Origin of the sequence: Streptomyces sp. NPDC005931, assembly GCF_042871235.1 — a bacterium.
In the GTDB taxonomy this organism is placed as follows: domain Bacteria; phylum Actinomycetota; class Actinomycetes; order Streptomycetales; family Streptomycetaceae; genus Streptomyces.
In genome coordinates, this window is record NZ_JBIAIG010000023.1 from 20,510 (window position 1) to 34,515 (window position 14,006).

General features: G+C 72.5%; 13 protein-coding genes. 5 read left to right on the forward strand and 8 right to left on the reverse strand.

Annotation, left to right across the window (positions count from 1 at the left end):
• Positions 1-49 precede the first annotated feature (49 nt).
• Positions 50-382: a hypothetical protein gene (locus ACFYOV_RS31920; protein WP_389093808.1), complete on the forward strand. Its 333-nt coding sequence runs from the start codon at positions 50-52 to the stop codon at positions 380-382.
• An 87-nt stretch (positions 383-469) separates the two neighbouring features.
• Positions 470-1,576 carry an amidohydrolase family protein gene (locus ACFYOV_RS31925; protein WP_389093809.1) on the forward strand — a complete coding sequence of 369 codons (1,107 nt, stop codon included), beginning with the start codon at positions 470-472 and terminating at the stop codon, positions 1,574-1,576.
• A 634-nt stretch (positions 1,577-2,210) separates the two neighbouring features.
• Here the strand turns inward: ACFYOV_RS31925 and ACFYOV_RS31930 are convergent.
• From ACFYOV_RS31930 to ACFYOV_RS31940, 3 genes are all read right to left on the reverse strand, one after another.
• Positions 2,211-3,218, reverse strand: coding sequence for a heme A synthase (locus ACFYOV_RS31930; RefSeq protein ID WP_389093811.1), 1,008 nt, complete (start codon positions 3,216-3,218; stop codon positions 2,211-2,213).
• Between the two features lie 96 nt (positions 3,219-3,314).
• The gene (locus tag ACFYOV_RS31935; RefSeq protein WP_389093814.1) at positions 3,315-4,082 is read right to left on the reverse strand and encodes an ABC transporter permease; all 768 of its coding nucleotides are present in this window, start codon (positions 4,080-4,082) and stop codon (positions 3,315-3,317) included.
• Positions 4,079-5,002 (reverse strand): ABC transporter ATP-binding protein, encoded by a 924-nt coding sequence (locus ACFYOV_RS31940; RefSeq protein WP_389093817.1) that lies wholly within the window; start codon positions 5,000-5,002, stop codon positions 4,079-4,081. The genes ACFYOV_RS31935 and ACFYOV_RS31940 overlap by 4 nt, the downstream gene beginning before the upstream one ends.
• Positions 5,003-5,272: 270 nt before the next feature.
• On the opposite strand from ACFYOV_RS31940, the gene ACFYOV_RS31945 reads away from it, so the two are divergent.
• Complete coding sequence (locus ACFYOV_RS31945; RefSeq protein WP_389093819.1) at positions 5,273-6,184, forward strand: glycoside hydrolase family 16 protein; 912 nt, start codon at positions 5,273-5,275, stop codon at positions 6,182-6,184.
• A 24-nt stretch (positions 6,185-6,208) separates the two neighbouring features.
• Here the strand turns inward: ACFYOV_RS31945 and ACFYOV_RS31950 are convergent, their stop codons facing one another.
• Genes ACFYOV_RS31950 through ACFYOV_RS31970 form a run of 5 tightly spaced genes read right to left on the reverse strand, consistent with a single transcriptional unit; the run spans position 6,209 to position 11,649 of the window.
• Positions 6,209-8,296 (reverse strand): ATP-binding protein, encoded by a 2,088-nt coding sequence (locus ACFYOV_RS31950; RefSeq protein ID WP_389093821.1) that lies wholly within the window; start codon positions 8,294-8,296, stop codon positions 6,209-6,211.
• Positions 8,293-9,786: a glycosyltransferase family 2 protein gene (locus tag ACFYOV_RS31955; RefSeq protein WP_389093824.1), complete on the reverse strand. Its 1,494-nt coding sequence runs from the start codon at positions 9,784-9,786 to the stop codon at positions 8,293-8,295. Before ACFYOV_RS31955 ends, ACFYOV_RS31950 begins: the two co-directional genes overlap by 4 nt.
• Entirely contained in the window at positions 9,783-10,883 is a 1,101-nt protein-coding gene (locus ACFYOV_RS31960) for a HEAT repeat domain-containing protein (RefSeq protein ID WP_389093827.1), read from the reverse strand. The genes ACFYOV_RS31955 and ACFYOV_RS31960 overlap by 4 nt, the downstream gene beginning before the upstream one ends.
• Positions 10,880-11,254, reverse strand: coding sequence for a response regulator transcription factor (locus ACFYOV_RS31965; protein WP_389093830.1), 375 nt, complete (start codon positions 11,252-11,254; stop codon positions 10,880-10,882). The genes ACFYOV_RS31960 and ACFYOV_RS31965 overlap by 4 nt, the downstream gene beginning before the upstream one ends.
• On the reverse strand, positions 11,254-11,649 hold the full coding sequence (locus ACFYOV_RS31970) for a two-component system response regulator (protein ID WP_389093832.1): 396 nt from the start codon (positions 11,647-11,649) through the stop codon (positions 11,254-11,256). The genes ACFYOV_RS31965 and ACFYOV_RS31970 overlap by 1 nt, the downstream gene beginning before the upstream one ends.
• A 221-nt stretch (positions 11,650-11,870) precedes the next feature.
• Here ACFYOV_RS31970 and ACFYOV_RS31975 point away from each other — a divergent pair, with 221 nt between their 5' ends.
• Positions 11,871-12,584, forward strand: coding sequence for a helix-turn-helix transcriptional regulator (locus ACFYOV_RS31975; RefSeq protein WP_389093833.1), 714 nt, complete (start codon positions 11,871-11,873; stop codon positions 12,582-12,584).
• Entirely contained in the window at positions 12,581-14,002 is a 1,422-nt protein-coding gene (gene sufB / locus ACFYOV_RS31980) for a Fe-S cluster assembly protein SufB (protein WP_389093835.1), read from the forward strand. The genes ACFYOV_RS31975 and sufB overlap by 4 nt, the downstream gene beginning before the upstream one ends.
• Positions 14,003-14,006: the final 4 nt, after the last annotated feature.

A 14,006-nucleotide genomic window follows, 5' to 3' on the forward strand; every position in this document is an offset into this window, starting at 1 on the left:
CGGACCCCGCCCGTCGCCGTTCGATCTACCCGTGGGTAGCATCCTGGCCATGGCAGACACGCAGCAGGCGGACCCGAAGGCCGAGCAGAAGGCGGCCCGGCTCGCCAAGCAGATCAGCAGCTTCGCCCGCGCACACGGCGGCGCCGAGGGACAGGTCGCGTACCTCGGGCAGCGCGGCGCCCGGATCGTGCTCGTCGGCGAGGACGGCGCATGGGGCGACCTGGTCGCGCCCTCCTACGAGATCGCCGAGAAGGCGGTCGGGAAGGCGGGGATCACCGTCCACGAGAACTTCGACGGCGAGTTCGCGGCCAAGGTCAGGACCGGCCCGTACGAGTGGTCCCGCATGGCGGGCATCCAGGTCGGCGGCCCGAGCAACACCTGAGGCCGGGTTCCCCCGTTAGGACCGTAGGAGCGCGGGACCCGGCGACGGGTCCGCGCGAAGCGCACGGTCCCGTCGGGGGGAGCCCGGATGATCGACACGCCGTCCCTCGTGGACCAGTACTGCCACGGCGTACTGCGCACCGAGCTGGGCCTCGGCACGTTCGAGGCCCAGCTGGCCCGCACCGAGGGCCCGCCCGCCCCGGGCACCACCCTCTTCGACACCCAGACCGGGTTCGCCGTACGCCGCTGGTGCCCGCCCCTGCTCGGCATGGAGCCGCACGCCCCGCCCGCCCGCTATCTGGCCCGGCGCCGGGAGCTGGGCGTCCTGGAGGCGGGGCGGCTGCTGCTGCGGGGCAGCGGCATCACCACCTACCTGGTCGACACCGGGCTGCCCGGTGACCTCACCGGACCCGGCGAGCTGGCCACGACCGGGGGCGCCGAGGCCCGGGAGATCGTGCGCCTGGAGCAGCTCGCCGAACAGGTCGCCGACACCTCCGGCACCGTCGACTCCTTCCTCGCCAACCTCGCCGAGTCCGTGCACGGGGCCGCCGCGCACGCCGTGGCCTTCGCCTCCGTCGCCGGCATACGCCACGGGCTGGCGCTCGCGCCGGAACCGCCCGGGCCCGGGGAGGTGCGCGGCGCGGCGGGACGCTGGCTGGCCGCACGCGGGGTCGGGGACGAGCTGAGCGACCCGGTCCTGCTGCGGCACCTGCTGTGGATCGCGGTCGCCTCCGGGCTGCCGCTCCAGCTGCACGCCGGGCTCGCCGCCCCGGGCGCCCGCGTCGACCGCACCGACCCGGTGCTGCTGACCGACTTCGTCCGTGCCACCGCGGGGCTCCGCACCGACCTCGTGCTGCTGCACGGGTACCCCTACCACCGCCACGCCGCCCACCTGGCCGGTGTCTTCCCGCACGTCCACGTCGACTCCGGCGCCGCCCTGGTCCGCACCGGGGCCCGCGCGGCGACCGTCCTCGCGGAGATCCTGGAGCTCGCCCCCTTCGGCAAGATCCTCTTCTCCAGCGGCGCACGGGGCCTGCCGGAGCTGCACGTCGTGGGGGCCCGGCTGTTCCGCGAGGCGCTGGGCCGCGTACTGGGCGGCTGGGTCGCCGACGGCGCGTGGGCGCGGGCGGACGCGGAGCGGGTGGCGGGGATGCTGGCGGCGGGGAACGCGCGACGGGTGTACGGGCTGGAGTGAACGGGCCACGGGAACCGACGGGCCGCCCCCGCCGACCCACTTGACCGCTGCGTACCGACGGGCCGCGCTTCCGTACCCACGGGCCGCGCCTGCGCGCGGTGGGGCCACGCTCATGCACCGCCCGCGGCCGCGCCTGCGCGCAACGGGCCGTGCCCGTGTGCACCGCCGGACCTTGCCCGTGCGTCCGGCGCGGCTGCGCCCGCCGCACGCCCGCGCGGGGACGGCACTCCGCCGGCCGTGCCTGTGCGCCGCCGGGCCGTGGCTGCGTACTTTCGGCCGTGCCCATGTACCGCCGGACGACGTCTACGCGCCGCCGGACCCTGCCCACGTACCGCCGACGGTGCTTCTGTGCCGCCGGGCCTGCTCGCGTACCGCTCCGGGCCGTGCCCATGCACCGCCGGGTCCGCGCCCGCGTCCCGCGTCTCGCGTCCACACGCTGCGGGGTCGTGCTCACGCACCGTGGGGCCGGGCCCATGCGCCGCCGGGCCGTGCCCGTGTACCTCCGGGCCCTGCCCACGTGCCTCGGGGCCGTGCCCGTGTACCGCCGGACCTGCTCACGTGCCGCCGGGCTGTGCCCGCGTGGCGCCGCCCGCGTCTGCCGGCCGACCGGGCCGGTGACGGCGCGGTGCCGGGTTCAGGCCGTCAGTGTCGCCTCGGGTGCCGGGCCCGGCACGCCGGCCGTCGCGGCCTCGGGGCGCTCGCGCAGCGACAGCAGGACGCGCACCACCCAGATCCACATCACGCACGAGCCGAGCATGTGCAGGGCCACCAGCACCTCGGGCAGGTCCGTGAAGTACTGGACGTAACCGATCACGCCTTGGGCGAGGAGCACGACGAACAGCTCGCGCGTCCGGTGCAGGGGCCCCTGGGGCGCGTCCACCGCCTTGAGCACGAACCACAGCGCGAACGTGAGCGTGACCACGATCCACGCCAGCACGGCGTGCAGCTTGCTGACCGTCTCCCAGTCCAGCGGCATCCGCTCGACCTCGCTGGAGTCACCCGCGTGCGGGCCCGCGCCGGTCACCACCGTGCCGACCACGATCAGCAGCACCGAGGCGGCCACCATGAACCACACCAGCTGCTGCACGGCCTTGCCGACCAGCGGCCGGGGCTCCCCGTCGCCCTCCCGGGTGCGCTGCCACATCACGGTGGCGACCGCGATCAGCGCCGAGGAGAGCAGGAAGTGCGCCGCGACCGTGTACGGGTTCAGGCCGACGAGGACCACGATGCCGCCGAGCACCGCGTTGCCCATGACCAGCCAGAACTGGGCCCAGCCCAGCCGGGTGAAGCTGCGCCGGAAGGGCTTCTGGGAGCGTGCGGCGACGATCGCCCAGCCGACGGCGGCGCACAGCACATAGGTGAGCAGACGGTTGCCGAACTCGATCACACCGTGCAGGCCCATCTCCCTGGTCGCGGCGATCGAGTCGTCGGTGCACTTCGGCCAGGTGGGGCAGCCCAGGCCCGAGCCGGTCAGCCGGACGGCACCGCCGGTGACCACGATGACCACCGACATGACGAGCGCGGCGAGTGCCGCCCGCCGGACCGTCCGGGGATCCGGGGTCCAGCGTGCGGCGATGAAGGCGAGCGGATTGCGCACAGCCGCCTGGGCGTCGGCGCGGGTCACGTTTGGCACGCGCACCATGGTAGGCGGGCCGCTTGTGCACGCTTTCACGAGGGTGCCGTTTCCGGAACCTGTGCCACCGCGCCGCCCGTGGGCCCAGGACCGCTCCGCTCCCCGCTACTCCCAGCGGAAGAGACGCCCGGCCGCCGCGAGTCCCGCGACCGCCCACACGGCGAGGATCGCGAGGTTGCCCCACGGCATCCCCGCCCCGTCCCGGAGCACGTCCCGCAGTCCCTCCGAGAGCGCCGAGATGGGCAGCAGGCCGAGCACGTCCTGGGCGGCGTCCGGGAACTTGTCCAGCGGCACCACCACCCCGCCGCCGACGAGCAGCAGCAGGAACACCAGGTTGGCGGCGGCCAGGGTCGCCTCGGCCTTCAGGGTGCCCGCCATCAGCAGCCCCAGCCCGGAGAACGCCGCGGTGCCCAGCACCAGAAGGAGCAGCACCGTCAGCGGGTTGCCGCGCGGTGACCAGCCCAGCGCGAAGGCGATCACCGTGAGCAGGACGATCTGGAGCACCTCGGTGACCAGCACGGACACCGTCTTCGCGGCCATCAGGCCCCAGCGCGGCAGCGGCGAGGAGGCCAGCCGCTTCAGTACCCCGTAGCGGCGTTCGAAGCCGGTGGCGATGGCCTGCCCGGTGAACGCCGTCGACATCACCGCGAGAGCCAGGATGCCCGGGGTGAGGAAGTCCACGGCCTCGCCCTCGCCGGTGTCCACGATGTCCACGGTGCCGAAGAGCACCAGCAGCAGGGTCGGGATGACCACGGTGAGCAGCAGCTGTTCGCCGTTGCGCAGCAGCATCCGCGTCTCCAGCGCGGCCTGGGCGGCGATCATGCGGGCCAACGGCGCGGCCCCCGGCGCGGGGGTGTAGGTCCCGGTGGTCATGAGCGCAGCTCCTTGCCGGTCAACTCCAGGAAGACGTCCTCCAGCGTGTGCCGCTCCACCGAGATCCGGTCCGGCATCACCCCGTGCTGGGCGCACCAGGAGGTGACGGTGGCCAGCAGCTGCGGGTCGACCTTGCCGACGACCCGGTAGGAGCCGGGGGAGAGCTCCGCGGCGGTGCAGTCGGCGGGCAGTGCCTTGAGCAGCGAGGCCACATCCAGGCCCGGCCGCCCGGTGAAGCGCAGGGTGTTCTCCGCGCCGCCGCGGCACAGCTCCTCGGGCGAGCCCTGGGCGATCACCCGGCCGGCGTCGATGATCGCCACGTCGTCGGCGAGTTGCTCGGCCTCGTCCATGTAGTGCGTGGTGAGGATCACGGAGACACCGTCGGTGCGCAGGTCCCGCACGAGGTCCCAGGTGGCGCGGCGGGCCTGCGGGTCGAGCCCGGCGGTCGGCTCGTCGAGGAACACCAGCTCGGGGCGTCCGACCACGGCCATCGCCAGGGCGAGCCGCTGCTGCTGCCCGCCGGAGAGCCGACGGTAGGGCGTGCGGCCGCAGGAGCCGAGCCCGAGCCGCTCGACCAATGCGTCCACGTCCAGCGGATGCGCGTGCAACCTGGCGACATGCCGCAGCATCTCCTCGGCCCGCGCGCCGGAGTAGACGCCGCCGGACTGGAGCATCACACCGACGCGGGGCCGCAGCGCGGCCGACTCGCGCACCGGGTCGAGCCCGAGGACGCGCACCGTGCCGGAGTCCGGCCGCCGGTACCCCTCGCAGGTCTCGACCGTGGTCGTCTTGCCCGCGCCGTTGGGGCCGAGCACGGCGGTCACGCCCTGCCGGGCCACCAGGTCCAGGCCGTCCACCGCGGTCTTCGTGCCGTACCGCTTCACCAGGGCCTGCACCTGGACCACGGGCTCACTTCGCATGGTTCACGAGTCTAGGGACGTGTCCGCGGCGCGGGACGCGCGGGTCGGTGATCCCTTCCCTCCCGTGGACCTTCTCACCCGGTGACAGGACCGCGGGACCCGCTCGCCGCGGGGCCCGGGGCGCCGCTCGTCCGCCGCGCGGGGTGAGCCGTCCGTGTGAACCGGCCGCATCCGGACCCTGCGGTCCGGCCGGCGGTGTTTCACTGGCCCTCGTTTCCGCCGGCGTCCCGCGCGGCCCTCTTCTCCCTTGCACGGAAGGGAATCTGACACATGATCAGTATCGTTCTGCGTCTCCGGGGGAGGGCCGCCGCCGCGCTCGTCGCCTGGGGGCTGCTGTTCGTCGGCCTGGTCGTCCTTCCCGCTCCGCGAGCGGCCGCCCAGCCCGTCGGGCCGGCGCTGTTCGACGACTTCAACTACACCGGCTACACGGATCCACGGCTCGCCCAGCGCGGCTGGACCCTGCGGTCCGGCCAGGGCGGCCCGGGCGTGGCCGGAGCCACCTGGCGACCCCAGAACATCAGCTTCGCCATCGGGTCCGGCAACTCCGTCATGACGCTGCGGTCCGGTACCAACGGCACGGCGGCCGGCACCCAGCACACCGAGATCCAGCAGCAGCGGAAGTTCTTCCAGGGCACCTACGCCGCGCGGGTCCGCTTCAGCGACGCGCCCGTCTACGGACCGGACGGCGACCGCATGGTGCAGGCGTTCTTCACCATCTCGCCGCTGAACCACTCCATGGACCCGTCCTACAGCGAACTCGACTTCGAGTACCTGCCCAACGGAGGCTGGGGCATCCCCGGCAGCGCCCTGCTCGCCACCTCGTGGGAAACCTACTCCGAGGATCCGCCGCAGGAGGAGAACGTCTCCACCCAGGAGCGGGCGAGTTTCGCCGACTGGCACGACCTGGTCGTCACGGTGGACGGCACGTCCGTCACCTACTACATCGACGGCCGGCTCTTCGCCACGCACGGTGAGCCGTACCTGCCGGAAACTACGATGAGCATCCGGTTCAACCACTGGCTGATCAACCTGACGGGGATCAGCAGCCGGGTGTCACGGGCGTACGAACAGAAGGTCGACTACGTCTACCACGTCCAGGACCAGCTGCTCACACCGGCCGAGGTGCAGGCCGCCGTCGCCGACTACCGGGCGCGGGGAGTGACCTTCGAGGACACCGTCTGAGGTGCCGGGCACGGCGGCGGCGGATCAGCGGGAGGCCGCCCCGTCCGGGCAGGCCGGCAGGCGGACGGTGAAGGTGGTGCCGCTGCCCTCCTCGGAGTGCACCTCCATCTCGCCGCCGTGGTTCGCCACAATGGTGCGCACGATGGTCAGGCCCAGTCCGGTGCCCGGAATGGCCGCTTCAGTGGCGTTCGAGGCCCGGAAGAACCGCTGGAAGAGCCTGTCCCGTTCGGCTTCGGGAATGCCGATGCCGGTGTCGCTGACGCACAGCACCGCCTCGCCGTCCCGGGCCTCGGCGCTGACGGTGACCCTGCCGCCCCGCGGTGTGAACTTCACGGCGTTGGACAGGAGGTTCATCAGCACCCGGTCGAGCTGGTCGCTGTCCGCCTCCAGCACCAGCGGCCGGGAGGGGCAGCGGGTCTCCAGGACGACGGACGCGGCCTCGGCGGCCGGCCGGACGGCGTCGACCGCGGACGTCGTCAGCCGACACAGGTCGACGGGTTCCTTGCTGGACCCGAACGCTCCCGACTCGATGCGCGAGAGGGTGAGGAGGTCCTCGATGAGCGCCCGCAGGCGATTGGCATTGCGGTCGACCACCTCCAGCATCCGCTGCTGCGGCGGCGTGAGCGGCCCGGTCTCCTCGTCCTTCAGCAACTCGACGTACCCCACGATGCTGGTCAGCGGAGTGCGCAGTTCGTGGGAGACGGTGGACAGGAAGTCGCTCTTGGCCTTGTCCAGCGCCTGCAGCTTCTCCACCAGGTGCGTCTCCTGCTTGTAGAGCGACGCGGTGTGCAGGGCGCGGGCCGTGCCGGCCGCCATGGACTCGGCGATCTCGATCTCCGCGGGGCGCCAGGGCCGGTCCCGCCGCGTCCGGGCGAGGAAGACGGCACCCAGCGGTTCGTCGCCGAGGCCGACCGGGACCACCAGCACGCTCACCAGGTGCAGAGCCTCGGCCGCCGCCCGCGCGTCGGGCGGCAGGCCGCTCCTGCCGAAGGAACCGGGTCCCCCCGGCAGCGGCATCCCCTCGGCCAGCAGGGCGGGCAGGTCGTTGTGGCACCAGGCCGTCCCCCGCCGGTAGTGGTCGCGCAGCACCTCGAGGGGCACGGGCGGGATCGGCTCCTGCGGCGGGAGCAGCCCCGCGCCGGCTCTCCAGGCACGCGCCACGTGCACGGCGGTGCCTTCCTCCTCGACGAGGAGGAAGAAGGCGTGGTCGGCGTCCAGCCCCTCGCCGATCCCGGCACACGCGGTGTCGATCACCTGCTCCGTGTTGAGGGTCTCGCGGATGCGGACGCCGACGGCCCGCGCGGTGTCCGACAGTGTGGCGTGCTCCCGCTCGATCGCCCGCAGCCGGTCCCCCTCGTCGGCCAGGGCGTTCACCGACCGGGCCACCTCCCTGATCTCCTGAGGTCCGTCCTCCGGGGCTCGCGCCGCGTGATCGCCCGAGGCGAGCCGGCCGAGGGTCTCCACGGTGTTCCGCAGGGGACGGGTGAGGGCCCGGGTGGTGTGCACCGCCGCGAACACGGCCAGGGCACCGCCCAGCACCAGCAGGATGCCGATGGCCACCGTGCTCCTGTCGAGCAGGGCGTGGGCCCGGTCGTCCAGCCGCCGGATGTCGCGGTCGAGCCGTGCCTCGAGCGCCTTGTTGGTGCTCTCGAAGTCCACGAACAGCCGGCTCGCCTCGGTGGTCAGCCGGCGGGCCTCGGCGCCTCCCGGTCTGGCGCTCGCCTGCCGGTCGGCGACCCGCACGTAGGCACGCAGCCGGCGTTCCTGCGCGGCGAGACCGGGCCGGGCCGCGGGGACGGCGGTCCGCCGGGCCGCGGCCAGCGTGGTGAAGGGGTCGTCCCGCGCGGCGCGGTAGGCCGCCAGTGCGGCCTCGTCCCCGGTGAGCAGGTAGGTGCGCACGGCACGAGGCAGGGCGACCGCCTCGTCGCGCACCTTCGTGTTCTGCCGCAGGACCGGCTGCCACCGGCCGGTGACCCGGCTGTGCAGGTCGTCCGCCATCCGGGCGGTGATCAGTGAACCCGCTCCGACCAGCAGCAGCAGAGCGATCAGGAGCCCGAAGGTCATGGTGAGCCGGCGCGCCACGCAGTCGCCGGACCTCGCGATCAGTCTCATGGACGAGCACCCGGCTCCCTCTCACGGGGCGGCGCGCCGAACCCGCTGCGGTTCATCACGCCCCACACCTGGGGGGACCGCCGCACCGCGTCCCACATGCCGCGCAGCCGCCACCAGGCGGTGAACTGGCGGTAACCGACGTTCTCCACGATCACCCCGACCAGGGCGCCCCACACGTCGCGCCAGCGGGAGAAACGGTGGTAGGCGTACTCCTCCACCGCGACCGAGACCAGGCTGACGACCATGGCGTAGGCGTAGGCCGCCAGCAGGAAGCGCCACAGGAAGTCCACGTCGACCGCGCCGATCAGTACGCCCAGCGGCACCAGGACCAGACCGGCGAGTTCGACCAGCGGGGCCATCAGCTCGAAGAGCACGTAGAACGGCAGGGCCACCAGTCCGACGCGGCCGTACCGGGGATTGCCGATCATGCGGCGGTGCTTGAGCAGGATCTCCGTCAGGCCGCGCTGCCACCTGCGCCGCTGACGTCCCAGGACCCGCAGGCTGGCAGGCGCCTCGCTCCACGCGATCGGCTCGGTGACGAACACGACACGGTAGTCGCGGTGGCCGCGGCCCCGGTCGCGCAGGTGCCGGTGGAGCCTGACCACGAGTTCGGCGTCCTCCCCGATGCACCGGGTGTCCATGCCGCCCGCCGCCACCACCACGTCCCGCCGGAACAGACCGAACGCGCCGGAGATGATCAGCAGCCCGCCGAGCCGGGACCATCCGGTGCGGCCGAGGAAGAATCCCCGCAGGTACTCGACGACCTGCGCACGTCCCAGCAGATCGGGGGGCACGTGCGCGGCGACCACGCGCCCGGCCTCGATGGTGCAGCCGTTGGCGACGCCGACCACCCCGCCGGTGGCCACCACCCGCAGCGGGTCGTCGCTGAACGGCCGGGCCACCGCGAGCAGGGCCTGGGAGTCGAGGACGGAGTCGGCGTCCACCATGCACACCAGGGGGTAGCGGGCCAGGTTGACCCCCACGTTGAGCGCGTCGGCCTTGCCGCCGTTCTCCTTGCGGGCCACCACCAGGGGCACCGGTCCGCCGCGGGGAAGGTGCAGCGAGGTGACGCGGCCCCGCACGGGCACGTCCTCCGGGACGACGTGCTCCACCTCGGCCAGGTCGAAGGCCTCGGCGAGAGCTTCCAGCGTGCCGTCGCGGGAGCCGTCGTCCACGACGATGACCTCGAACACCGGATAGCGCAGCAGCAGCATGGCCCGCACGGCCTCCGCGATGCCCGCCGCCTCGTTGTACGCGGGCATGATCACCGACACGGGAGGGGTGAAGCGGCTGTCGCCGGCCTCGTCCAGGCCGATGAAGGCGGACCGGCGCATTCTCTTCACGAGTTCGGCCAGGGCCAGGACGATGAGCACCAGATAGGCGCTGTTGACGATCAGGAAGTAGAGGACGACGGCGGTGTCACACGCCGCGATCGCACCGCGCAGCAGGTCCAGCACCCCGTCCCACGCCCCGGTGCCCGCCGCGGTCACAACGCCACCCCCACGAGCAGGTCGTGGCGCACGCCTCCTACCGCCGCCTCCGCGAGCGCGGCCCTGGCCTGGGCGGCGGCCCGCGCGCCCAGACGGCCGTCCGCGGCCTCGCGCAGCGCTGCCCCGCCCGCCGGTCCGAGCCGCAGCAGCGCCCGGGTCGCGGCGGCCGCCACGTGTGGGTCCGTGTCGCCCAGCAGTTCCGTGAGGGAACCGGTTGCGGCGACGGCCCCCAGCTGGCCCAGCGCTCCCGCGGCCACGATGCGCAGGGCGACGGGCCGGCCGGGGAGGACGGCCGCCAGCAGCGGCTCCAGGCCGTCGGGCATGCCCAGCCTGCCCAGGGCGCGTGCCGCCCGGATCCGCACCTCGGCCTCGGGGTCCTCCCGCAGCGCGCGGACGATGTCCGGGACCCGTGCGATCGCGCCCGTCGCCCCGAGCACCTCGATGGCCACGGCCCTGACCAGGGACTGCGGATCGCGCAGTCCGGCCGTCACCGCGGGCCAGGCGTCGGCGCCGAGCGCGACCAGCGAGGCGGAGACCACCTTGGGAGGCACCGTCCGGGGCCCGTACAGGCTCGCCAGCAGGTGGGGAACGGCCGTCGGATCGCCGGTCCGGCCCAGTGCCCGTGCCGCGGCTGTCCGCACTTCCGGATCGCGGTCGTCGAGCAGACGGCACAGCGGTGCGGCCGCCTCACGGTGGCGCAGCTGCCCGAGCACGTGGGCGGCGCGCCCCCGCCGGACCGGGCTGCGACTGCCCAGGTCGCCGACCGCGTCCGCGGCGGCCCCGCGCACCTCGCACAGGCGGACCAGCGCCGTGCGGGCCGTCCCGGAGACCTTGCCGAGCATCGCTGTCACCGTCGGCTCCAGGGCGGCCCAGGTGCGCCGGTCGATCCGCGCCAGGTGGTCCAGGAGGTCCTGTTGTTCCTCTTCCGGAGCGCACAGCAGTTCCAGCAGCAGGCCACGCACGGGGGCCGCCATGCGTGCGCGCCTGCGGTCGCGGAGCGTGCGCGCTCCACGCATGCCCGTGATGAGGAGGCTCAGCAGCAGCCCGGCGGTGAGGAGGCACAGCAGCGCGCCGGTCACGACCCCGGCCGGGATCACCGCTCGACCCGGGTGAGCACCGCGGTGACCCGGCTGGACAGCTCCCGTGGGCTGAAGGGCTTGACGATGTAGTCGTCGGCGCCCGCCGCGAAGCCCAGCTCGACGTCCCCCTCCTGGGAGCGCGCGGTGATCAGGATCACGGGCAGGGAAGCGGTCCGGGCGGTCGCGCGCAGCTCGCGGCAGACGTCCAGTCCCGACATCCCCGGCATCCGTATGTCGAGCAGGACGAGGTCGAACGGCTCCTCGCGGGCCACCCGGAGCGCGGCCAGGCCGTCCTCCACGGTCGTGACGTGGTGGCCGTTCTGGTCCAGCTTGAACGCCACGAGGTCCCGGATGTCGGCGTCGTCGTCGGCTATCAGGACACGGGCCATCAGTCCTCCACCTCCACGGACTCCACTGAGCTCCGGTAGGAGGCGACGAGCCGCGCCACGGCCGCCTGCCGGAACGGTTTGGCGAGCAGGTCGTCCGTCCCGAGCCCGGACAGGTCCGCCGGGTCGAGCACGGACGACACGACGAGGTGACACCGCTTCGTCCGTTGGTCCGCGCGCAGTCTGCGGATGACCTCGCGGCCGTCCACCCCGGGCAGCAGCACGTCGACGATCACCATGTCCGGAGGATGGGCGTACGCCAGCTCGAGCCCCTTCTCGCCCGAGTCCGCGACGGTCACGTGACAGCCCAGGCCCACGAGATGCCGCCCCAGCAGGGCGCTCACGTCCGGGTCGTCCTCGATCACCAAGACGTGCACGAGTCCGTGCGGAGAGTTCATGACCATCCCGACGCAGAGGGTGTATTGAGGTACAAATTAGGATCATCCGTTCCCTCTCGCCACATCAGACCCGGCACTCCCAGGAGTCCGGCGGGGCGTCGGGTGATCGATCAAAGATCGTTTTCGCAGGTCGGATTAGGTTCACCTAAGTGATGCAGCGCACCTTCGGGCGGTCGGGGCGCGGCTTGCCGGGCTCGGAGGAATTACGCAACAATGGCGTTGTGAAAAACGTCGGCGAGGCTCCTGCTGAGGAACTGGCGACCGGGGAGCGGTCCACCCGCAACCGGGTCGCCCGCTCCATCCTGGACCACGGCCCGTCGACCGTCGCGGAGCTCGCCGAGCGGCTGGGTCTCACCCAGGCGGCCGTGCGCCGCCACCTCGACGCGCTGGCGGGCGACGGTGTCGTGGAAGCACGCGAACGACGCGTCTACGGGGCGCGCACGCGCGGGCGCCCGGCCAAGGTGTTCGCGCTCACGGACTGCGGCCGGGACGCCTTCGACCAGTCGTACGACAAGCTCGCCGTGGACGCCCTGCGCTGGATCGGCGAACAGGAGGGCGGCGGCGAGGCCATCGCCGCGTTCGCCCGCGCCAGGATCGCGGCCCAGGCGAGCGCCTACCGCGCGGCGGTCGAGGCCGCGGCCCCCGAAGAGCGGACGGAAGCACTGGCCAAGGCGCTGAGCGCGGACGGGTACGCTGCAACCGCGCGCAGCGCACCGGTCGGCGAGCAGCTCTGCCAGCACCACTGCCCGGTCGCCCACGCCGCCGAACAGTTCCCGCAGCTGTGCGAGGCCGAGACGGAATTCTTCGCCGAGCTCCTCGGTACGCATGTACAGCGGCTGGCGACGATCGCGCACGGCGACGGCGTCTGCACGACGTTCATCCCCAAGATTTCCCACAACGCATCTGCAAGCACGGCCGGGAGGAACCCCGCATGACTCTCCCCACGGAGACTGCCCACCCTGAGCTCGAGGGTCTGGGCAAGTACGAATACGGCTGGGCCGACCGGGACGAGGCCGGTGCGTCGGCGCGTCGCGGCCTGGGCGATGACGTCGTCCGGGACATCTCCGCGAAGAAGAGCGAGCCGGAGTGGATGACCAAGCTCCGCCTCAAGGGCCTGCGCCTGTTCGAGAAGAAGCCCATGCCGAACTGGGGCTCGGACCTGTCCGGCATCGACTTCGACAACATCAAGTACTTCGTGCGGTCCACCGAGAAGCAGGCCCAGTCCTGGGAGGACCTGCCCGAGGACATCAAGAACACGTACGACAAGCTGGGCATCCCCGAGGCCGAGAAGAAGCGCCTCGTCGCCGGTGTCGCGGCCCAGTACGAGTCCGAGGTCGTCTACCACCAGATCCGCGAGGACCTGGAGGAGCAGGGCGTCATCTTCCTGGACACCGACACCGCCCTGAAGGAGCACCCCGAGCTCTTCAAGGAGTACTTCGGCACCGTCATCCCGGCCGGTGACAACAAGTTCGCCGCGCTGAACACCGCCGTGTGGTCCGGCGGCTCCTTCATCTACGTCCCGCCGGGCGTGCACGTGGAGATCCCGCTCCAGGCCTACTTCCGGATCAACACCGAGAACATGGGCCAGTTCGAGCGGACCCTGATCATCGTCGACGAGGGCGCCTACGTGCACTACGTCGAGGGCTGCACCGCCCCGATCTACAAGTCGGACTCGCTGCACTCCGCGGTCGTCGAGATCATCGTCAAGAAGAACGCCCGCTGCCGTTACACGACCATCCAGAACTGGTCGAACAACGTCTACAACCTGGTCACCAAGCGCGCCGTGGCCTACGAGGGCGCGACCATGGAGTGGGTCGACGGCAACATCGGCTCCAAGGTGACGATGAAGTACCCGGCCGTCTACCTCATGGGCGAGCACGCCAAGGGCGAGACGCTGTCCATCGCCTTCGCCGGCGAGGGCCAGCACCAGGACGCGGGCGCCAAGATGGTCCACATGGCCCCGAACACCTCGTCCAACATCGTCTCCAAGTCGGTGGCGCGCGGCGGCGGCCGTACCTCCTACCGCGGGCTGATCGAGATCGGTGAGGGCGCCCCGGGCTCGAAGTCCAACGTCCTGTGCGACGCGCTGCTCGTCGACACCATCTCCCGCTCGGACACCTACCCGTACGTCGACGTCCGCGAGGACGACGTGTCCATGGGCCACGAGGCGACCGTCTCCAAGGTCTCCGAGGACCAGCTCTTCTACCTGATGAGCCGCGGCCTGTCCGAGGACGAGGCGATGGCGATGATCGTGCGCGGCTTCGTCGAGCCGATCGCCAAGGAACTGCCGATGGAGTACGCGCTCGAGCTCAACCGGCTGATCGAGCTTCAGATGGAAGGCGCGGTGGGCTGACGCC

What these genes read in the sequence shown, in the direction of transcription:
- sufB (WP_389093835.1), top strand. Translation starts at nt 12,581, where the DNA reads ATGACTCTCCCCACGGAGACTGCCCACCCTGAGCTCGAGGGTCTGGGC.
- ACFYOV_RS31935 (WP_389093814.1), bottom strand. Translation starts at nt 4,082, where the DNA reads ATGACCACCGGGACCTACACCCCCGCGCCGGGGGCCGCGCCGTTGGCC.
- ACFYOV_RS31925 (WP_389093809.1), top strand. Translation starts at nt 470, where the DNA reads ATGATCGACACGCCGTCCCTCGTGGACCAGTACTGCCACGGCGTACTG.
- ACFYOV_RS31945 (WP_389093819.1), top strand. Translation starts at nt 5,273, where the DNA reads ATGATCAGTATCGTTCTGCGTCTCCGGGGGAGGGCCGCCGCCGCGCTC.
- ACFYOV_RS31920 (WP_389093808.1), top strand. Translation starts at nt 50, where the DNA reads ATGGCAGACACGCAGCAGGCGGACCCGAAGGCCGAGCAGAAGGCGGCC.
- ACFYOV_RS31940 (WP_389093817.1), bottom strand. Translation starts at nt 5,002, where the DNA reads ATGCGAAGTGAGCCCGTGGTCCAGGTGCAGGCCCTGGTGAAGCGGTAC.
- ACFYOV_RS31965 (WP_389093830.1), bottom strand. Translation starts at nt 11,254, where the DNA reads ATGGCCCGTGTCCTGATAGCCGACGACGACGCCGACATCCGGGACCTC.
- ACFYOV_RS31930 (WP_389093811.1), bottom strand. Translation starts at nt 3,218, where the DNA reads ATGGTGCGCGTGCCAAACGTGACCCGCGCCGACGCCCAGGCGGCTGTG.
- ACFYOV_RS31970 (WP_389093832.1), bottom strand. Translation starts at nt 11,649, where the DNA reads ATGAACTCTCCGCACGGACTCGTGCACGTCTTGGTGATCGAGGACGAC.
- ACFYOV_RS31950 (WP_389093821.1), bottom strand. Translation starts at nt 8,296, where the DNA reads ATGAGACTGATCGCGAGGTCCGGCGACTGCGTGGCGCGCCGGCTCACC.